15 protein-coding genes are annotated in these 20,723 nt (G+C 52.7%); 3 read left to right on the top strand and 12 right to left on the bottom strand.

Annotation, left to right across the window (positions count from 1 at the left end; genetic code table 11):
* Positions 1-77: 77 nt before the first annotated feature.
* The 7 genes from VF724_RS06685 to leuC all read right to left on the bottom strand — a co-directional run bounded on the left by VF724_RS06685 (position 78) and on the right by leuC (position 11,699).
* Positions 78-3,845, bottom strand: a complete 3,768-nt coding sequence (locus VF724_RS06685) for a dynamin family protein (RefSeq protein ID WP_371753455.1) — start codon at positions 3,843-3,845, stop codon at positions 78-80.
* A gap of 60 nt (positions 3,846-3,905) precedes the next feature.
* Positions 3,906-4,178 carry an NAD/NADP transhydrogenase alpha subunit gene (locus tag VF724_RS06680; RefSeq protein WP_371753454.1) on the bottom strand — a complete coding sequence of 91 codons (273 nt, stop codon included), beginning with the start codon at positions 4,176-4,178 and terminating at the stop codon, positions 3,906-3,908.
* Between the two features lie 16 nt (positions 4,179-4,194).
* A complete protein-coding gene (nth, locus tag VF724_RS06675; protein WP_371753453.1) occupies positions 4,195-4,884 on the bottom strand; it encodes an endonuclease III in 690 nt (229 codons plus the stop codon).
* Positions 4,885-5,050: 166 nt separating this feature from the next.
* A complete protein-coding gene (locus tag VF724_RS06670) occupies positions 5,051-7,768 on the bottom strand; it encodes an S-layer homology domain-containing protein (protein ID WP_371753452.1) in 2,718 nt (905 codons plus the stop codon).
* A 79-nt stretch (positions 7,769-7,847) separates the two neighbouring features.
* A complete protein-coding gene (locus VF724_RS06665; protein ID WP_371753451.1) occupies positions 7,848-9,332 on the bottom strand; it encodes an N-acetylmuramoyl-L-alanine amidase family protein in 1,485 nt (494 codons plus the stop codon).
* Between the two features lie 336 nt (positions 9,333-9,668).
* Positions 9,669-10,256 (bottom strand): 3-isopropylmalate dehydratase small subunit, encoded by a 588-nt coding sequence (leuD, locus tag VF724_RS06660; protein WP_371753450.1) that lies wholly within the window; start codon positions 10,254-10,256, stop codon positions 9,669-9,671.
* Positions 10,257-10,277: 21 nt separating this feature from the next.
* Positions 10,278-11,699 carry a 3-isopropylmalate dehydratase large subunit gene (leuC, locus tag VF724_RS06655; protein ID WP_371753449.1) on the bottom strand — a complete coding sequence of 474 codons (1,422 nt, stop codon included), beginning with the start codon at positions 11,697-11,699 and terminating at the stop codon, positions 10,278-10,280.
* A gap of 115 nt (positions 11,700-11,814) precedes the next feature.
* Between leuC and VF724_RS06650 the strand changes: the two genes are divergently transcribed.
* A complete protein-coding gene (locus VF724_RS06650) occupies positions 11,815-12,714 on the top strand; it encodes a LysR family transcriptional regulator (protein ID WP_371753448.1) in 900 nt (299 codons plus the stop codon).
* A 39-nt stretch (positions 12,715-12,753) separates the two neighbouring features.
* Here VF724_RS06650 and VF724_RS06645 read toward each other — a convergent pair whose 3' ends face one another.
* Both VF724_RS06645 and VF724_RS06640 read right to left on the bottom strand, forming a co-directional pair.
* Positions 12,754-13,557, bottom strand: coding sequence for a carbon-nitrogen family hydrolase (locus tag VF724_RS06645; protein WP_371753447.1), 804 nt, complete (start codon positions 13,555-13,557; stop codon positions 12,754-12,756).
* Between the two features lie 23 nt (positions 13,558-13,580).
* Positions 13,581-14,477, bottom strand: a complete 897-nt coding sequence (locus VF724_RS06640; RefSeq protein WP_371753446.1) for a TIGR01777 family oxidoreductase — start codon at positions 14,475-14,477, stop codon at positions 13,581-13,583.
* A gap of 204 nt (positions 14,478-14,681) precedes the next feature.
* Between VF724_RS06640 and VF724_RS06635 the strand changes: the two genes are divergently transcribed.
* Positions 14,682-15,833: a pyridoxal phosphate-dependent aminotransferase gene (locus tag VF724_RS06635; protein WP_371753534.1), complete on the top strand. Its 1,152-nt coding sequence runs from the start codon at positions 14,682-14,684 to the stop codon at positions 15,831-15,833.
* 71 nt (positions 15,834-15,904) lie between these two features.
* Here VF724_RS06635 and VF724_RS06630 read toward each other — a convergent pair whose 3' ends face one another.
* Complete coding sequence (locus VF724_RS06630; protein WP_371753445.1) at positions 15,905-17,149, bottom strand: MFS transporter; 1,245 nt, start codon at positions 17,147-17,149, stop codon at positions 15,905-15,907.
* Between the two features lie 452 nt (positions 17,150-17,601).
* On the opposite strand from VF724_RS06630, the gene VF724_RS06625 reads away from it, so the two are divergent.
* Positions 17,602-18,378, top strand: coding sequence for an IclR family transcriptional regulator (locus VF724_RS06625; RefSeq protein ID WP_371753444.1), 777 nt, complete (start codon positions 17,602-17,604; stop codon positions 18,376-18,378).
* Positions 18,379-18,482: 104 nt separating this feature from the next.
* On the opposite strand, the gene fabV is transcribed toward VF724_RS06625, so the two are convergent.
* Both fabV and VF724_RS06615 read right to left on the bottom strand, forming a co-directional pair.
* Entirely contained in the window at positions 18,483-19,664 is a 1,182-nt protein-coding gene (gene fabV, locus VF724_RS06620) for an enoyl-ACP reductase FabV (RefSeq protein WP_371753443.1), read from the bottom strand.
* Between the two features lie 52 nt (positions 19,665-19,716).
* Positions 19,717-20,658: a ketopantoate reductase family protein gene (locus VF724_RS06615; protein ID WP_371753442.1), complete on the bottom strand. Its 942-nt coding sequence runs from the start codon at positions 20,656-20,658 to the stop codon at positions 19,717-19,719.
* Between the last annotated feature and the right edge of the window lie 65 nt (positions 20,659-20,723).

Here is a 20,723-nt window from a genome sequence, read left to right as displayed (position 1 = left end):
AGGCCAATTCAATGTTGAGCGACCGCATGTAAAGGTAGGTTTTTAAGTTAGGAACTTATAAATTCTGGTTGCGAAAATCATTCTTCATCAGCCAAACGTTTCAGGTTGTCAAGCTTCCGCTGCATTCCGGATACATCCGAATTCGTTTCCAGTGCGCTCAGCAATCCTTCCACATGATCTTTGACGGAGCTTCCGATTTGCCGGGTCAAACGGCTGATGTGCTCCCGGTATTGATTCAGGTAAGCGGAACGCAGTACGGCGGTCTGCTGTTCGACAAACCGATTGACCTGCTCAAGTACCTGGCCTTCCAGCGCCTCTTTGAGCTTTTGCTTGCCGGTCCCTTCAAAAAAGGATTTCGCATTTTTGTAGATGCCCAAAATGTGCTTCTCGTCCATTTCCGCTCCATCCAAGCGGTCCCCGACTTGCGGGGTTTCGAAAGCGGCCGCCTCATAAATTCTTGCGGGGTACCCTGAAATCGCTCGGGAAATTTCCCGGCTGACGCTGTCGTACCAACGCTCGGTCATCCCGTTTAAAAATTGTTCTATGCGCAAGGTGGTCGCCAGAATTTCCTGCGACAAATCGTAGGACACCAACTGGATCAACTCGTGCCAAGCCGCGCGGAGCCGAGTCTTTTTGTCGCTGTCGTCATTCAATGAGGCGGGGTTGAAAGCCAAATTATAAAACTCGCCGAAGCGGAAGAAAATTCGCTGCTTCACATAATAAAGCAGTTCCTCCATCTCCTGCGCCAGCTTCTGTTCCTCCCGCTCCGCCTCCGGCCTGCCTAATCTGGCCGCGATGCCCGCATAAGCCTCCTTCAAGCCTTCCGCTTCCCGTTTCTTGTCCGCCGCCGACTTTTGCGATCGCTCCAGCCAGGATTCCATCAGCCGGATCGTCCGATCCAGCTCATTGTTCGCCGAGACAGCAGCCAAGCCGGCAAGGTCTTCAAAAGCAAAGCGGATAAAATCCGTCTCGAACTGCAAAATCCCCGAATCCTGAACAAGCTTTTTGTTCCCGCCGGTTTTCCCTTCCAATGAAAGCATGCTGGACAACGGATAGATTTTCGGATTGCGGATTCCGTACTGCAAAAGGTTGGATTCGACATGCCGAACGACCGATTCGAGCTCTTCCGGGGAGGAGGCGAGATCTGAGGCGTTGACAATGAAAAACATTTTGTCCATTTGAAAGCTGTCTTTGACTCTGCCCAATTGCAGCAGGAATTCCCGGTCCGCCTGAGAAAAAGCATGATTGTAATAAGTCACGAACAAGATCGCATCGGCGTTTTTGATGTAGTTGAAGGCGACTCCGGTATGCCTCGCATTAATCGAATCGGCGCCCGGCGTATCGACAAGAATGATGCCCTGCTCCGTCAGCGGGCAGGAATAATGAAGCTCAATCCATTCCACAAAACACGACTTGGCCTCTTCCGCCGCATACTTCCGGAACAGGTCAAGATCCGCCCGAAAGGCTTCGCCCCAACGGCCTTCCGTATCCTTCCAACCGCGTTCCACCGCTTTCAGGAATGCGTAATGGGGCCTGCCCTTGGCAGGAACGCGCTCCGGCTCCAGCGACCCGATCAGCCTGAGCAGCTCCGGTTCGCCGATTGCGCTGTCCGGTTCCATTCCGATGGCCCCCAGCGAATGAAAAATATCCTCCAGCATCAGTTCCTTCGATTTGATTTTGATTTTGGCCGTACCGTGAGGCCAATCGTCTGCAGGCGGTACCAGCTTGTTGATCGCCGCGGTAGTCGGATTCGGCGAAACCGGCAGCGCGTGCGCGCCCATCAGCGCATTCGCGAACGAGGATTTGCCTGCGCTGAAGGCTCCGAAAAGCGCTACTGTAAAAGCGTTGCTCTCAATTCGGCGGGCTTTATCCCGCAGCACTCCCGCTGCGGATGCCATAAACGGCAGATCGCCGATCCCGTCGGCAGCGCGATGCAGCCGTTCGGCCAAACGGGACAACCCCGACCTGAGATTGGCGCTGAATTGATCGGTCAGCCCTGACGGGGAAGGTGATCCGGTTCGGTCCGGGTCTGTCTTTGCATACGACGGCTCCATCCCGGATAGATTCCCCCGTTCCCCTGTGGCCGCACGTTTTCCCCCGTTATCCCGAAAATCGGAATCCGAATGCCCATCCTCCCATTTCGGATTTCCGGCTTGTTCCTCTCTCATCGGGGCTTTCTCCAATTCCGGAAGCTGAAGCGATTGCGCCCCGGATTTCAGTATATCGAGAATAGCCAATACCGAGGCTTCGTAAGCCTTCTCTTCGCGTTCGATCGCTTCCAGACGAAGCTCCGCTTCCAGCCGGCCTTCCATTTCCTTGATTTCTTTTTCCAGCACTTCCGCTTTTTGTTTCGACAACCGCTCAACTTCGCGCGAGAGATCCTCCAGTATGGCGAATGCCGCTTTGCGGCTGGCCGATTTGATCTCCGAGGCAATGGTTGCGGAATAAGTCATCGTATACTCATTGGTAAAAACGGCGCCGGTGTGAACCTGCTTTTCCAGCCAATCCCGGGATACCCCGCTGCTCAGGGCATCGATCTTTGCCAGGCAATGTTCACCCGTAATCCCATAAGCCTCCGCAAGCTTTTTGAGCGAATCCCGGAGATGAAATTCCAGATGCACGTTCACCTGCTCCCGGATATCCAGATAACAGACCTCCGACCTTCTGTCGATTTCAGCCGCGGTTTTCGATTTGCCGAACAAGAATCCGACTTTAAAGTCGGGACGGCGGCTTTCCAGATAGGCGTGAATCAGATCCCGCGTTTTGGCCGGCGTGATATTTGCATTTTGGATAATGCCTTCGATGTCTTTTTTGCCTTTGGAAAGTAATTGTTCCGCTTCATGCTCGAGTGCCGCCGCACTCTCTCTCAAAGCCTTGAGCGTCTCCATGTCGGATGTCCGGTCTTTCCCGGCGGCAATGTCCCGTAGTGCCGTTTTTTCAGGATCGTTGGCAGCCTCCAACGTCCGCAGATATTCCCCTGCGAGATGGATCGCCGATTGCATGATGCTGATCTGGCGGAATTGCTCCTTCTCCAGTTTCAATTGCTCCAAAAGCCACAGCAATTTGCTCCATTCATTCTCCGGATGGTTCTGCTGCTTCAACGACAGATACAGGATACCGACGGGATTGATTTGCCAATCGCGAAAGGCCTGCTCGACTCCCTGTTTATATGCGCTGAACGGAAGCTCCCGTTCTTTATGTTTGTCAATTTGATTGACGATCAAATACAACGGCTTTCCCCAATCCTGCAGGAGCTTCGTAAAAGCGAAATTGACTTCAGATTGGACATGGTTGTAATCCATTACATACAGAACGACATCGGCCAGATGAAGCGCCGACTGCGTCGCCAAATAATGCGCTTCGTCGGTCGAGTCGATGCCGGGCGTATCCAACAGGCTCAGATCGTTCTCCAAAAGCGGCGCGGGATAACGGATTTCCACCGATTCCACCTCACTGCCGTCCACGCAATAGCGCTCCAATTCCTCAATCGCAACGGTCGATACTGTTCCGGCGTATCCCTCGGATGAACCTCCTGCTGCTGCATCATTCCTATGGATCGTCGCTTGCGGATCAATCCCGTAACGGATCGCCACAACATTCGCACTGGTCGGAATCGGACTGGAAGGCAGCAACCGGGCACCGCACAGCCGGTTGATCAAGCTGGATTTGCCAGCGGAAAAATGCCCGCACAAGGCTACCGTCACCTGCCGTGATTCCAACTTCCCAATCAGCTGTGCAATTTTTTCCGAATGCTTCCGGTCGTCATGCAAGACCATTTCCCGCCGCAAGCTTTCAAGCGCTTCCACAACCAGTTCCCTGCTCCGATATTCTGCAGAAATCGTCATTTCCTGTCTCCCCATCTTTGTCTTTCGGCACAAAAAAAGAAACCGCGGCGTGCCCGGTTTCTAGTGTACCACAAATTCTTTTTCAGGTATAAATATTTCAAACACTTCACCGTGCTGTAAAATCGTGATATCCCGGTCCCTCACCTTCATTACGACGACTCCGGGCTTCTGCTTCATTCTTGCTATGTAGTTGTCGGGAACTTCGCCCGATTCACTGATCGTTACACCTTCGATTTCCTTCTCCTCGTTCTCCGCAAGCTCCATGTCGATGATTTTTTCGTAGAGGTCCGAGAACACCTCAAAGTTTTTCGTATAGACCGAAATGCACTTCATTCCAATCCCATCCTTTTCATGATGTAGTGGTCTTGCTGCTTTTTCCTTTATCATCCCTGTTTTTGACAGGTTTCATTCTCTTCTTTCCCTCTCGGCATACCTCAAGCAGCGGGCAGGCTTCACACCTCGGATTTTGGGCTTTGCAGTGGTATCTCCCGAAAAAAATCAGGCGATGATGCGTCAAGGTCCATTCATCCTCGGGAACCAGCTTCATCAATTTTTTCTCCACTTCCAGCACGGAGTCTTTCCGGGCAGCCATACCGAGACGCTTGGAGACCCGTTCCACATGCGTATCGACGGCGATCGCAGGGACATCAAAGGCATTGGAAACGACAACATTGGCCGTCTTTCTGCCCACGCCGGGCAGCTCCACAAGCTTCGCATGCTCAGCCGGAACTTCTCCGCCATATTGCTCGAGCAAAATTCGGCACAAGCTTTGGATATTTTTCGCTTTGTTCCGGTATAGGCCGATGCGCCGGATATCCTGCTCAAGCTCGGACAACGGCACCTCAATATAATCTTCAGGCGACCGGTATTTTTGAAATAACGAGGCTGTCACCTTGTTTACCGTTTCATCGGTACACTGCGCAGACAACAGAACGGCTATCGTCAGTTCAAACGGATTGGAATGCGTTAATTCGCAGCGGGCTTCGGGAAACATATCCCCGATCGTGTCGAGAATATGACGAACTTGCTTCCGATTCATGCCTGCCAAACACCCACTTTCAAGGACTCAATCTAGAGTGTAGCACGATCGGCTGTCTGCTTGCAATGAGCAAAACTCCTATCGGAGAGATGTGGCAAAAAACCGCCTGCGGAAGCGCATCTTGCCTCGCTCCCGCAGGCAGCCGTCCAGTCGAGCCATTTCGGCGTTACGGATTGACTTTGTCAACCTCCGCGATTTTTCCGTCAATCATATAGATCATCAGGGAATCGTTATTGACAAGCGATGACGGATTCAACGTTTGATCTCCTTGATGAATGTATGCATTGGCAGTCAAATTAAACTGGTATTGCTCGGATAACGTCGCTTTTTTGAACATGATGACATTGTTTTGGGCGTCGTATTTGAAAAAGCTCTTCTGAATGCCCGGAATGATCTTGATCAACGTTACCGCATTCGGAGACGTGATGACCTCCGCACGGTTATTGACTTGCAAAGAAGTCAAGCTCGTCGATACGGAAGCCTCCATAACAACCTTGATCCCGCCCCGCAGCACGAGCGTCTTGTCGGAGCCTCCGTATTCGAACATAGTCAGTGTCCCGTTCGTGCCAACATTTTTCACGATTCCCCGGGTCACTTTCGCGGGCTGCACCTTTGTCAGAGTTTGCCCTTCAAAGGAAGCCGCGATATAATCACCGATTTTGATATTGGAAAGGTTCATCGGAAAATCATCCGCATTTGTCACATTCACGTTTGCCCCCGCGTAGAGCTCGTATTGGATGCCCGATTCGTTCTGTACGGAGAGATTGTATGCGGAAGTCCCGGTAACCTTGAAAATCTTCTTGTCCGAGCGTTCGAACAAGAGCACTTTTTCCTGATTTCCGTCGAGCAGTACCTTGACAAGATCCCCAAGCTGAAGATCCGCCAATGAAGCATTCGAATTTCCGAAAATCTGTACACCCGAGGAAACCATGTACCCAAAGGTCAAGCTGCCGTAATTATCCGTTTCAATGGTGACCGTTTTGGCGCTCGCATCCAGCTTGGAAATTGTGCCGGTATAGGAATTGCTCATCCTGATGGCGATAAGGCGTTTACCGGTATACGTAATATCGACCTTTTTGTTCTTGAAGGTTGTGCTGAAAGCATCGAGACTGACTTCGCTTCCGTACATCTCAATCTTCGTTTTGTCATTCATGTCAAAAACCACGAAATTGTTGTCTCTATCCTTCAGGACGACCTGCTTGCTGGCCGAGCCGTACTCTATGACGGTATAGCTCAGTCCGGTATCGACCTGACGGTTCTGAACGGTGATGTTCAGCACCTCATTGGTGCTCTTGTTGACCTCCAGCGTAACGGAATCGCCTTTCTGCAAATCGGTCAGCGTGGCGTCGGCAAGTCCTTGAATGAAGACTTGCGCATTTTTGGCAACGCCGTAGCCGGACCGTGTATGATCCTGATTGATGATATATACGCTTTGTCCGCTGGGATCGATAATATCGACGGCGCCTTCCAATTTGATGAAATCGGAGGACACCAGCTCGAACTGGTCGACCGCCCCGTCGGTCAAATGCAGGACAACCTGATCGCCGATATGGAGTCCGGATAAGTCTGACAAGGTTTGATCGCCGAATTTCAGCGGCACATTATCGGGAATGACGTATGCAGCGGAGGTTCCGCCGGCATCGTCCTTGACCGTTACCGTACGGGCCGCCGTATCAAAGGATACCACCTTGCCCTGGACCTGAGCGACCACAGGCACTTTTTCCACCGCAATTTGCACAACACTGCCGTTGGCATCAAGCGCGCTCTTCATAACGGAAATTTGGCTGTTTTCCTGCAATGCGGAAAGACTCATGCCATTTCCCTCCTGATCTTTAACGGCGACATTCGGCACGATTTGGAAGACTTTCGTTTCGCCGTTGACCTGCATGATCAAATTCCGGTCGCTCAAGGAAACGCTGACCAAAGTGCCTTTGATCGTTTCATATTGGATCTGATCGTTGGTCACCTCTACATAATCGGCATTGCCGTTTTCCTGAACGACTGTAACCTGGTAGTATTGCTTGACGTCGGAGGAAAAAATCCGCAGATTGCTGTCTTGCTTGTAGTAAGCCGTATCGGCGGTCAGATTAAGCGTGGCGGCCGTTCCGTCGGTTTGCTGGATTTTGATTGTTTGCGAGCCGATTTCCGCCACGGTTCCGCTGACGATTTGTGCTGAGCGCCGGCCCAAGTACCGTTCGGCATTGCCGAACATGACCGCCATTTCAGCGCGGGTGATATTGCCTTTGGGGTCAAAGCTGCCGTCCGGTTTCCCCTTGATAATGTCCAGCTTCACCGCTTCATTGATGTAGCCCCTGGCATTATCGGAAATCGCCGCATCGTCGGTGAAGTCCGTATGCTGGCCCTGCAGGCTTGCTGCATCCGTTTCCTTGCCGATCGCCCTCACAGCCAGCTTCGCCACCCATTCCCGGGTCGCCTTTGCTTTGCCCCACGGCGAAAGCAGGTCGCTGCCGGCGAGCTCTTCCTGCAAATTCAAAATTTTGTGGTCGATGGCGGTGATGACGTATTTTTTTGCCCAGCTGGAAACTATCAGTTTAAGCACGGCATCTGTCTTGCCTTCTGCTTCCGCCTTCAAGCCCATCAGTCCGACAGCCATGATGGCGGCTTCCTCGCGGGAAATGTTGTCCTTCGGCTTGAACATCCCGTTACTGCCGCTGACCACGCCGAGCAGCGCCAATTTTTTCACATATTTCTCCGCCCAATATCCGGCGGGGATGTCCGAGAATTTGGCGCGGCTAGCCGCCGTAGTCGAAGAATTCGTTTGCGCGCCCGCATCCTCGGCCATCGCCGCGCCGGAAAACGCCAGCAGCATGACCATCATCAATATAACCGTTTTTTGCAGAGCCTGGAGCATCTTTGTCTTCAATTCCCATTTCTCCTCTCATCGCGTTTCCGTCGGCTTGAATGAACCAGTTCAGTTCTCTTGATACACAAAGATCACAAGATCATTTCAGATGCAGATACTCTTTGATTCCCTCGACAATGCTCCGGGCGATCCGGTCCTGAACATCCGCTTTGAGCATCTGCGCTTCATCGGAAGGGTTGGAAAAATACCCGACCTCCAAAAGCGCAGCAGGCATGGTCGTGTTCTTGATCACCCGGTAATCCTCTTGACGGACGCCGCGGTCCGGAAAGCCCGTGGCCGCCAGTACGCTGCGGTGCAAAATTTGGGCAAGCGGCAGGCTGTCGCTGCGGGAATAATACGTCTCGCCGCCGCGAATCGCACTGTTTGTTTCATAAATATTGGCGTGCACAGAGACGAACAGATCCGCCTGCATCCGGTTCGCGAAATCGACTCGATCATCCAGCGAAACCGTTGAATCGTCGGTTCTCGTCATGAACGGCTCCAACAACGGTTCCGCTTCCAAATATTGATTCACCTTCTGAGCCAGCGAGAGTGTAAACTGCTTCTCATCCGTTCCCCCGACTCCGGTCGAGCCCGGATCCCTGCCGCCGTGCCCGGCATCGACGACCACCTTGTACATGTGCGTGCGGAGCGACAGAATCAGCCTGTGGCGCGTATCGTCAGCCACTACCTTATATTCGGCCGGCTGCTTCAAATCGATCACGATGCGGATCGTGGACGGAATTACCGAAAACACGGCATAGCGGATTTTTGAAATCAGCGGATGGTTCGTCGGTATTTCCCCGCTCGTTCCGGCCTTCTGCCCGTTCAGCTGTTCTGCGAAGCGGCCGTAGGGCAGGTCCATTACAATCCGGTTCGGATCCGAGAGGCCGAATACGTTGGAGGACAATGGCGCATCCGCCTGCAAGACGATTTGGTCGCCAACCGATTGGATCGATTGCACGACAAACGGTTTTTCCGGTCTGCTGATCTGGGTAATGCTAAAGGAAGACGGCGTTTCCTTCCGATTGCCCGACAAAATGGCCTGCCCGTCTTTATTCCCGGAACCGGAACCGGCGTCTCCCCCGTCCGATGCGGCCGATTCTTTGCCGGCTTGGGAAGCAGGGGATTCATTGACAGATTCGATTTGCACTTTCCTGTCGTTCACGAATATGTATAGGGATCGGTTGAGTGCATCCCAGGTGACCTTCGCTCCCAGTTTGCCTCCTGTGAACCGGGCCGGAACGTAAACCGTCCCGTTTACCGCGCGGGGAGCTTCGTCCATCTCGAAGCTTTGCCCGCTGACGGAAGCTTCCTTGCGGCCGACGGACATTTCCATCGACACCTGGCTGCGGCGTATCGCAATGCTTCCCGAGGTCTGCGACCAATCCGCCTGCGCCCCGAAGCCGGTACGGATTGCGTCAAGCGGCATCAGCACGGTCTGATCTGCAATAAGAGGAGAATGCTGTGATTCGATTTTTTCACCGTTGACGAAGATCTCAATCGATTTCTCGGCATTGACCATGACCGGCAGCAGGGATATCATGAGCAATATGGATAATAGGGAAAAGGCAAAGCGCTTCATGAATTCACCTCTCAGATGCAGGATTACCGAATCTATAAATCTATCACCGATTAAATGGAAGGATACTACCATTCTATCAAAGCCGCCGGAAAAATGACAGCAATCTGCCGCATTCGACCGCTAGTATTCTATTATTTTAGACGTGAACCAATAGAGAAAGTTGCGAAAAAGTGCAGATTTCTCCATAAAGCAGCAAAAAATAAAAGCAAGAAAACTCCGTTTGGATTTGAGCATCAATTTATCAAATTTATCAATATAAAAGAGGTTGAGCGGGAAATCATTCCCGCCCAACCTCTTTTTGCTAGTATTCTATTGGCGTGTCAAGCATTTAGTTTTCTACGCATGCGCCTTTTCATAAGCGGCGATTTTGTCCTCATGCTGCAGCGTCAGGCCGATATCGTCCAGTCCGAGCAGCAGAAATTGGCGGCGGTGTTCATCGAGATCGAACGGGATGTCCAAGCCGTAAGCATCGGTAATCCGCTTATTTTCCAAATCCACTGTCAACTGATAGCCTTCATGGCCGGCCGTGCGCTGGAACAATTCTTCAACCTGCTCCTCGGATAATTTAATCGGAAGAATGCCGTTTTTGAAGCAGTTGTTGTAAAAGATATCGGCAAACGACGGAGCGATGACGACCTTGAAGCCGTAATCCATAATCGCCCACGGCGCATGCTCCCTGGAAGAGCCGCAGCCGAAATTGGCTCTGGAAATCAAGACGGAGGCGCCTTGATAACGCGGCTTGTTCATTTCAAAGCCCGGATTCGGTTCTCCGTTCTCCAGAAGTCTCCATTCGAAGAATAAAAATTGGCCGAAACCGGTGCGTTCAATGCGTTTCAAAAATTGCTTCGGAATGATGGCGTCGGTATCCACGTTGACGCGATCCACCGGCGCGACGATGCCCGTGTGCTTTTTAAAAGCTTCCATCGATCGAATCTCCTCTCTGTATTAAACGGTGACGGGATCGTTGTTGAATTTCCAATCCCTGACGTCTGTGAAATGTCCCTTGATTGCGGCTGCGGCAGCCATCTCCGGCGAAACGAGATGCGTTCTTCCTCCGCGTCCCTGGCGGCCTTCGAAATTGCGGTTCGATGTCGAAGCGCAGCGCTCGCCCGGCTCCAGCATATCCGGATTCATCGCCAGACACATGCTGCATCCGGCATCGCGCCACTCAAAGCCGGCCTCGATGAAGATTTTATCCAGTCCTTCTTTCTCGGCCTGCAATTTCACGCGGCCTGACCCCGGCACGACCATCGCTTGCACGTGCGAAGCCACCTGATAACCTTGAACGATCTTGGCCGCGGCGCGCAGATCCTCGATCCGGCCGTTGGTGCAGGAGCCGATGAATACGCGGTCGATCTTCACTTCCTCCATCGGAGTTCCCGGGACAAGTCCCATGTATTCGAGCGCTTTTTCCGCCGCTTTGCGTTCATTCTCCGTCGCAAAATCCTCCGGTGCCGGAACCTTGGCCGAAATATCGGTGCCCATGCCCGGACTAGTTCCCCAAGTCACCTGCGGAATCAACGAATCGGCATCGAATTCGACACGAGCATCATAAACCGCGCCGGAATCGGTCGCAAGCTTCTTCCACTCTTCTACGATTTTATCGAATGCCTCGCCTTGGGGCACGAATTCGCGTCCGCGCAAATAATTGAATGTGGTTTCATCCGGGGCGATCATGCCGGCGCGGGCGCCCGCTTCAATCGACATGTTGCAGACGGTCATCCGCTGCTCCATCGTCAAATTGCGAATGGCTTCACCGGTATATTCGACGACATAGCCCGTCGCAAAATCGGTTCCGTATTTGGCGATGATGCCGAGAATCAGGTCCTTGGCCGTTATGCCCGGTTTCAAGCTGCCCTTGACGTGGACTTCCATCGTTTTCGGTTTGGCCTGCTGCAGGCACTGGGTCGCCAGAACATGCTCAACCTCGCTCGTTCCGATTCCGAATGCCAGCGCTCCGAAAGCGCCGTGCGTGGAAGTATGGCTGTCGCCGCAGACGATCGTTTTGCCGGGATGCGTCAATCCGAGCTCCGGACCCATGACGTGAACGACGCCCTGATCGAGATTATCCAGGTCATACAGCTTGATGCCGAATTCCTGGCAATTGCGGGTCAGCGTATCCACCTGCTGCTTGGATATCGGGTCGCTGATGTTGTATCTGTCCTTGGTGGGAATGTTGTGATCCATTGTGGCATACGTCAAATCCGGACGGCGAACCTTCCTGCCGGCCAAGCGCAGTCCCTCGAACGCCTGAGGGGAGGTTACCTCATGCACCAGATGCAGGTCGATATAGATAATGCTCGGTTTGCCTGCTTCCTGGTGAATGACGTGGTTATCCCAAATTTTTTCGAACAATGTTTTTGCCATACCCATTTCACCTCGTCTATGATCATATTGATATCCTATCATTTCTTTCTTGATTGATCCAAGATATAATATCTATAACTGTAATAGGTAACTATTATAAGAGGAGGATCGTTTCGTGGAATTCAGACAGCTGCAGTATGCCGTGCAAATCGCTTTGGAGATGAATTTCTCCAGAGCCGCCGAAAAGCTCCATATCGCCCAGCCCTCGCTCAGCCAGCAATTGTCCAAGCTGGAAAAAGAACTTGGCGTCCTGCTGTTTTTCCGCAATACGAACAGCGTCGGGCTGACATACGCGGGAACTGTCTTCCTTGAGAAGGCGCGTAAAATATTGGACATGACGGAACAGCTGAAGCAGGAAATGGAAGACATCGCCGAAATGCGCAAAGGAAAGCTGATTGTCGGCAGTCTGCCGATTACCGGCTCGCATGTTCTTCCGCTCGTGCTTCCGATTTTCAAAACCCGATTTCCCGATATTGAGGTTGTGCTGCTTGAGGACACGACGGCCAACCTGGAGCATTCCACGGCCAATGGCCAGACCGACATCAGCCTGCTCACGCTCCCGCTCGAGGAGCCTTCATTGGTATATCGAACGCTGCTTGAAGAGGAAATCCGTCTGGCCGTTCCGCCGGGCCATCCGTATGCCGGGGATCAGGAGAAGCAAAGCCGCGGGGTCCGAATCAGCGATTTGCACGACGAGCACTTTATCGTTCTGAAGAAGGGCCAGGGCTTTCGGCAGATCGCGCTGGATCTGTGCGGCAAAGCCGGATTCTCTCCGAAGATCGTGTTTGAATCCGCCAATATCGAAACCGTGCAGTCTTTGGTTGCCGCGGGTATGGGCATCGCTTTCGTGCCGCATATGGTCACGCGGAGCAAATCCAGCGATTTTTCCCCGGTTTATCTGGACTTGGCCGATCCGCGGCCGACCCGCACGCTGGTGATCGCCTCGAGGAAAGGAAGATATTTATCCAAGGCTGCGGAAGCGTTCATCTCCACGTTAATGGATGTCGTCAAATGAGGCCGGCTGAGTCGGCGGCTGAATGCCGAAAGCCGAAGCTCAACGGTACAGCTCGGGCCTTCTGTCCGAAAATACGGGTATCGTGCCGCGAACCTTATCTACAAGGGACAAATCGATGACCGCATTCAGAACGGCTTCCTGCTCGCCGCCTTCCGCAAGGATTTCCCCCCAAGGGTCAATGACCATTGAGTGCCCGAAAAATTCGGTCGTCCCGCTGGTGCCCACCCGATTGCAAGCGACGATATACATCTGGTTTTCAATCGCCCGGGCCGTCAGCAGCGTCCGCCAGTGATGCAGCCGCGGATGCGGCCATTCCGCAGGCACGAACAGGATTTGGGCGCCGTTCAAAGCAAGCGTTCGGGACAGCTCGGGAAAACGGATATCGTAGCAGATCATCATCCCGGCCGGAATGCCGTCGATCTCCAGGCGTCCGGCGCGATCGCCGGCAACCAGATATTTCTCCTCATCCATCAAGCCGAACAGATGGATTTTGGAATAATCGGCAACGACATTGCCGCTGCGGTCAAACACGTAAATCGTATTGCGCACGCTGCCTTGTCTAAGGTCGGCAATCGATCCGCCGACGATATTCACCTGATGCTCCCGGCTGAATGCCGAAAGAAAACGCTTTGTCCGCTCTCCATCGCGATCGGAGATATCGTGGATGCGGTCCAAAGCATAACCCGTGTTCCACATCTCCGGAAACAGGATTAAATCCGGCTTCGCTTCGGATCGGACCGCCTCCCCGAGCATCCGTTCCAAATTGGCGAAATTTTCTTCAGGCTCCCCGATTTTTACATCCATTTGCAGCAGAGAAACATTCCATCGTGTCGGTTTATTCATCGGATATTCCACCCCGGCAATTATTATGAACGGCGCAGCAAATTCCGCAGCGCATCGTCCAGCGTCGGATAACGAAACCGAAAGCCTGATTCCAGCAATTTACCAGGCAGCACCTTTTGGCCCTTCAGCAGCAAATCGGACATCTCGCCGAGCAAGAGCCGAAAAACAGGCGCCGGCATCGGAAGCCAGTGCGGTCGGTTCAGCGCGCGTCCAACAGCCCGGCCAAACTCATCGTTCGTCACCGGCTGCGGACTTGTGCAATTGATCGGACCCGATATCGATCCGTTCTCCATACAATAATGAATGATCGAAACCATATCGTCAATATGAATCCAGGACAGCCACTGTCTGCCGCTTCCCAGCCTTCCCCCGAATCCCAATTTGTACGGCAGCAGCATGAGCGGAAGCGCGCCGCCGTGACCCAATACGACTCCGGTACGCAGTTTGACCAGGCGAGCGGCCGGAATGGAGTCCGCAGCATGTTCCCAATCTGCAGCCACCCGGGACAAAAAATCGTCGGCAGCCGTGCGGCTTTCCTCCCTATAGCTTTCTGAATCGGATGTGCCGTATGCCGAAATTCCCGAGCTGTTGATCACCGTATACGGCTTCTTCCCAAGACGGGATACGACAGCGGCGATTCGTTCAGCCGCGCCGATCCTGGATTGCAGGATCCGCTGCTTGGCCTTTTCCGTCCAGAGCTGGTTGATCGTCTCTCCCGCCAAATTGACTATGACATCGCTTCCCTCCAGCACATCCGTATTTTCCCGGAGTTCGTCCCAGCTCACGAAACGGACATTTTCATGGAAAACGCCTTCTCTCTTGGTTCTGGAAATCACGATCACTTCATGCCCGTTGGCGGTCAACCCGTGAATCAAGCGGCTGCCGATGAAGCCCGTACCGCCGGCCACAGCTATTTTCATACGCGTTTATCCTCCCCGAAGCTTGATCCTCTTTCGCCTCGATCATAAATCGAAAGACTCAAGGTTATCATATCATGAATGACTATACAGCCCCAATATTTCGTGATACATTAGATTTTGTTATCCAGCATGCTGAAATTGGAGTGAACCAAGTTGAACCGTGAAACAACAAACAAGCCCTCTTCTTTACATATCGATCAGGCGATGCTCTTAAAGCGGCTTCCGACGCAATTTTTCGCCACTCTCACCAAGAAGGCGCGGCAGGAGATCGCCCAAGGGCATGACGTCATCAACCTCGGCCAGGGCAATCCCGACCTTCCGACTCCGGACCATATCGTCAAGGCGCTTCAGGAGTCCGCGGAAAATCCGGAATTCCACCGCTACCCGCCCTTTACCGGCTATGGATTTTTGAAGGAAGCTGTCGCTAGGCGATATCAGGAAGATTATGGCGTCGCCCTCGATCCGGAAACGGAAGTGGCGGTTCTTTTCGGAGCAAAAGCGGGATTAGTGGAAATCAGCCAATGCCTGCTTAACCCCGGTGATGTTTGCCTCGTCCCGGATCCGGGCTACCCGGATTATTGGTCCGGGGTGGCCCTCGCGGAAGGACGGATGGTGTTCATGCCGCTCACCGAATCCAATGGATTCCTTCCGGACTATTCGGCCATCTCCCCGGAGGACGCGAATCTGGCGAAGCTGATGTTTGTCAATTATCCCAACAATCCGACGGGCGCAGTCGCACCGATGGATTTTTATGAAGAGACCATCCGCTTTGCCGCCAAATACAATATCGTAGTGGCCAGCGATTTCGCCTACGGGGCGATCGGTTTCGACGGCAGGCGCCCCATCAGCTTCCTGCAGCTGCCGGGGGCCAAAGAAGTCGGCGTCGAATTCTACACCTTGTCCAAAACTTACAATATGGCCGGCTGGCGCGTCGGGTTCGCCATCGGGAATGCGCAGATCATCGAAATGATCAATCTGATCCAGGACCACTACTACTGTAGCCTGTTCGGCGGAATTCAATATGCAGCCGCCGAAGCTTTGAACGGGCCTCAGGCTTGTGTTTCGCAGCTGACCGCCACCTATGAAAGCCGGCGGGATACGCTGTTCGCCGCGCTCGGCCGAATCGGCTGGCAGGCGAAGAAATCGGCCGGCTCCTTCTTTACATGGCTTCCCGTCCCTAAAGGATACACTTCGTCTGAGCTAGCCGATCTGCTGTTGGACAAAGCCAAAGTGGTCGTCGCGCCGGGCGTCGGTTTCGGCCGCTTCGGCGAAGGATACGTGCGGTTGGGACTGTTGACAACGGAAGAACGCTTAGAGGAAGCGGTCGCCAGAATCGAAAAGTTGAATTTGTTTTGAGAAAAAGAACATCCCGGGCCACTGTAAATGAAGTGGAACGGGATGTTCTTTTTTTTATGATTCAGGATGCCTTATGCCGGTACATTCCCTCCGAGATTGGCCGTCTTGACCCTCGCCGGAGCGGTTTCCTTCAACCCGGTTGCGACCACCGCGCTCAGCACGGCGCCTCCGGCAGCAATCCACATCGGAGCTTGCAGGCCCCACGCGTCTGCGGCAAAACCGGCCAGCGTCGGCGTGATCGTGCCGCCGACGATTTCGCCGATGAACTGCGTCATCGCGACAGCAGTGGCAACGAAGCGGAACGGCAGCGACTCGCCGGGGATGACCGCCATGAACAGCGGGAAGCAACCTTGTCCGACTGCGGTCAAAAAGCCCAGCAGCATCATCACAGGCACCGACGCATGAACCACAGCCAGAGCGATCGGCGACAACGCCGCGATCAGGCAAAATCCGATGAGCGTCGGCTTTCTGCCCACTTTATCGGATATTGCCGGTCCCACAAAGCCCCATACGAACGAGCCGAAGCCGATCGCCGCCATGATCAGTCCCATTTCCTCGGCCTTGAACTTATCGACCGTCATCAGGTAAACAGGAGCAAAAGTCGTGAACACAAACAGCCAAGTCATGAACAATGCGGAGATGATCGAGCTCAACCACACGTTCCGGTTGCGGTACACGACCGCAAAGTCCTTGCGGTTGACCTTGCCGTGCACAGCATCCTGCTCAGGCGTCAGCTTGGGCTCTCTCATGTATTTCCACAAAACAAAGAACATGACGATCCCCGGAATACCGACCATGTAAAAGGCGGAATGCCAAGAGTATTTGACGGCGACGGCGGTCACGATAATCGGGGTGATCGTCGCCCCGAGCAGCCCGAGCGAGCTTTGCACGAACCCGATGTTGAAGCCGCGGCGCTTCTCCGAGGAATCGGCGATGACGCTGGCCTGCGCAATCGGCAGCACCGGGCCCTCGGACAGTCCCATCAAGCCGCGGACGACAAGCATGCTGCCAAAGCTCTTCGCCACCCCCGACAAAAAGGAAAGCACCGAGAAAGCGAGCGTAATCGGCAGCAGAATTTTCTTGCGTGAGCCGGATAAGTCGGATAACGATCCGAATACCCAACCGGAGATCGCCCAGGTAACCGCCAGCACCGACGTGATCATTCCGATCTGCGCATTGTTCAGATGCAGATCCTGGGAAATGAACGGAAACAGGAAAACGATGCTCAATCTTTCCATAAAGACAAATCCGAACGTGAAAAACATCATCAACACGATAGCGTTTTCATACCTGAAAAAAGAACGATTTGAATCCATGACAACACCCTCCAGATTTCAAATTATTATTAATAATCAGACTTTTTGGGCCGACCCACCCCATTGAAAGCGCTGTCATCTCTATGGGTCTAAAAATCTTTCGATTTCCCGGCAGAAACGCCAAGTATCAGATATCATCAACTTGTACACCTCCTGCTAAATCAAATGAATAATTTGAATATAATATTTTAGAAAAAATTAGAAAACGATGGTGTTTCGATATGCGCAACAAACAAAAATATTTTTGAACGTTACGCAAAAAAATCGACGCTCGAGTTGCAATCGATTATAGAACCGCTTTTTTGAAGCCTGCAAGATGATTGTTTCTAAATACGCAACATTCAAGATAACTTTACAATTGTTATTTCCTATTGTTTCAGTATCCGTTATGATTAGGGTTGGAACATTGTTTCGTCCGATATGCAGAAATTATCTAAGGGGAAAGAAAGCGAATGGAAAAAAACGAAAAACAGGATCACTTACTGTCTTCAGTGACCAATGCTTTGCGGATTCTGCGAAGCTTTTCGATGGAGCAGCCGGAATTGCGCGTGAGCGATTTGGCTGTATCGCTCGGATTGAGCAAAAGCACGGTCAGCCGACTTTTGGCCACATTGGCCCATGAGGATTTTGTTGTCAAAAGCCCGGAGACCAACCGGTTCCGATTGGGGCTGTCCGTGCTTGCCTTAAGCGGAGCGGCAACCAGCAATTTGGAAATCCACAGGGAAGCCCAGCACATCCTTTTTGAATTGGTCAAAGAACTCGGTGAAACGGCGCATATTTGCGTTCTGGAAGGGATGGACACACTGTATTTGCACAAGGTGGAATGCAAGCATCCCGTTCGCATTCTGACTCATTACGGAAAAAGAAACCCCGCTTACTGCACGAGCTCGGGAAAAGTATTGTTGGCCTATCAGAGCAAGGAATTCATTGAAAAAATGCTGGAGAACGGACTGAAATCCGTGACTAAATATACAACTACAAATCCTGATGAATTTCGGGAAAATTTAAAAACAATCAGAGAGCAGGGGTTTGCCTACAGTAAAAACGAATTGCTCGAAGGCGTTGTTTCCATAGCCGCTCCCGTCCGCGATTATTCAGGCAAGGTGGTCGCAGCCATCACCGTCGTCGGTCCGGCAGAGCGCATCCAGCCATACAAAATACGCCCTTATGCCAAAAAGATCATCAGCGCCAGCTTGGAAATCTCCGATCGCTTGGGTTTTTGGAGATAAGTCTTATGCAATAAAGGAAAATCGTTCCGTTAAATCAGGTTTGTGAAGCCTGATCACCGCAAATGCGATCAAACAACGGAATGATTTTCCTCTATCCTTAAGCATTAGTTCAAGGGCACATCCGGATCAATGTCGGAATCATAGTCCACACCGGCTAAACCGAAACCGAACAGCTTGAGGAACTCGTCGCGATAACCCTGGATATCGGACAGCTCGGCTAAATTGGCTGTATTGACCTGCTTCCATAACGAGTCAACCTCCTGCTGTACCTCCTGCCGCATCTCCAGCTCGTCGATGCGGATCCGTCCTTGTTCATCCGTTTCCGTAAGGGCTCCATTGTATAAGCGGTCCGCAAACAAACGATAAATCTGTTCGATGCAGCCTTCATGCAGCCCCTTTTCCTTCATTACCTTGTACAGCAGGGAAATATACAAAGGCACTACCGGAATGGCCGAGCTGGATTGCGTAACCAGCGCTTTATTCACCGATACGTAGGCCCTTCCGCCGATATCCCCCAGCTTTTCCGTCAGCCTGTGGGCCGTGGCCTCCAGATCGTCCTTCGCTTTGCCGATTGTCCCTTCGCGATAAATCGCATGAGTCACCTCAGGGCCTATGTACGAATATGCGACGGTAACGGCTCCTTCGGCAAGCACCCCGGTCTGCTTCAGCGCGTCCATCCACATTTCCCAATCCTCACCGCCCATGACGGCGATCGTTTGGCGGATTTCCTCCTCGGTCGCGGACGCGATGGTGACCTCCGAAACCTCGCCGCTGTTGGCGTTGACCGTTTTGCTCGTGAAAGGCTTTCCGGTAGGCTTGATCACCGACGAGAAGGCTTCCCCGGTTTTGGGATGGGTTCTGCGCGGCGAGGCCAGGCTGTATACCACCATATCCACTTTGCCCAGCTTTTCTTTGATCAATTGAATGGTTTCCTGCTTGATTTCATCGGAAAAAGCGTCCCCGTTTATATTTCCCGCATACAGTCCCGCTTCGCGGGCAGCTTTGGTGAATGCGGCCGTATTATACCAACCCGCGCTTGCCGTGCGGTCGCCCGATGCCGGACGCTCAAAAAACACGCCGATCGTCGACGCGCCCGATCCGAAAGCGGCCGTGATGCGGGAAGCCAGCCCATAGCCCGTCGACGCCCCGATAATAAGCGCTTTTTTCGGTCCTTGAACCGGTTTTTGGCTTTTTACGTATTCGATTTGTTCCCGCACATGCTCGGCGCAGCCTGCCGGGTGAGCCGTCGTGCAGATAAACCCTCTGATTTTAGGTTGAATGATCATTTCCTGATTCCTCTCTAAATTAATCTAGCCTACACAGCATTATATAGAAACTTCACGCACGGCTCAATACTGACGTTTGCTCATAAATTTTCAACCGGCCGTATACCGTTTGCAGCACCGGAAATTCGGACAAATCCCCGCCGTTCTCAACGATCGCCGAAATCAAGGCGCCCTGCAGCTGATCCGCCTCGATGGACAAGCCCTTTTCGATATCCCTTTGCATCGAAGATTTCATGTTGAAATCCAGCGATTCCGCGATCTTGAACGTGATTTCCGCCACATCCTCCTTCACGGGCGCATCAAGCAGCTTTGCCGTCCTGACAATTTCCGCGATCAATCTCCGATAAACGCTTCGCCCATGCTCATTGGCCAAAATCGGACCGATCGGCGCATTCATCAGTGCGGTAATCCCGCTCATGCTGGAAATAAAGATGTATTTGTGCCAAACATCCCTTTGAATGCTGCCGCTTAGCTTCACGTTGAAGCCCGCCCGGCTCATATGCTCCAGGATGGCGTCCGTGCGAGCCGAAGCGGAGCCGTCCCATTCTCCGAATACGACATCATGAAGCCCGCTTGTTTGAATGATGGTGCCATCGTGATCCAGCGTTGTCTCAATAAAGCACAGCCCGCCTAAGACCCTGTTTTTGCCGAATTCCTGCTGGAGCTTAAGAAAATGCCCGTATCCGTTCAACAGCGGCAGGATGACCGTCGAATCCCCGACAAAGCGCTTGATGTCCTGCGCCGCCTGCGAAAAATGATAGGCTTTGACGGCCAGGATGATCACATCATACGGTTCTGCCGCTGGATCCTCAGTGGATATGACTTTGACCGGCGTATGTATGTCCCCATGCTTGCTTTGAATATGCAATCCCTGCTCCTTAAGCCGCTTGCAGCGATTCGGCCGGACAAGAAAGGTTACATCCTCCCCCTTAAGGCTCAGTCGCCCTCCGAAGTAGCCTCCGACCGCGCCCGCTCCGACAATTAAAAACCTCATTTCGTTCACCCTCCCGTTATCGACAGTTCTTTTACGGAAATGATAAGATCGGTTCAATCGCGCTC

Origin of the sequence: Ferviditalea candida (assembly GCF_035282765.1) — a bacterium.
In the GTDB taxonomy this organism is placed as follows: Bacteria; Bacillota; Bacilli; order Paenibacillales; family KCTC-25726; genus Ferviditalea; species Ferviditalea candida.
This window is presented reverse-complemented; position numbering and strand designations above follow the sequence as displayed.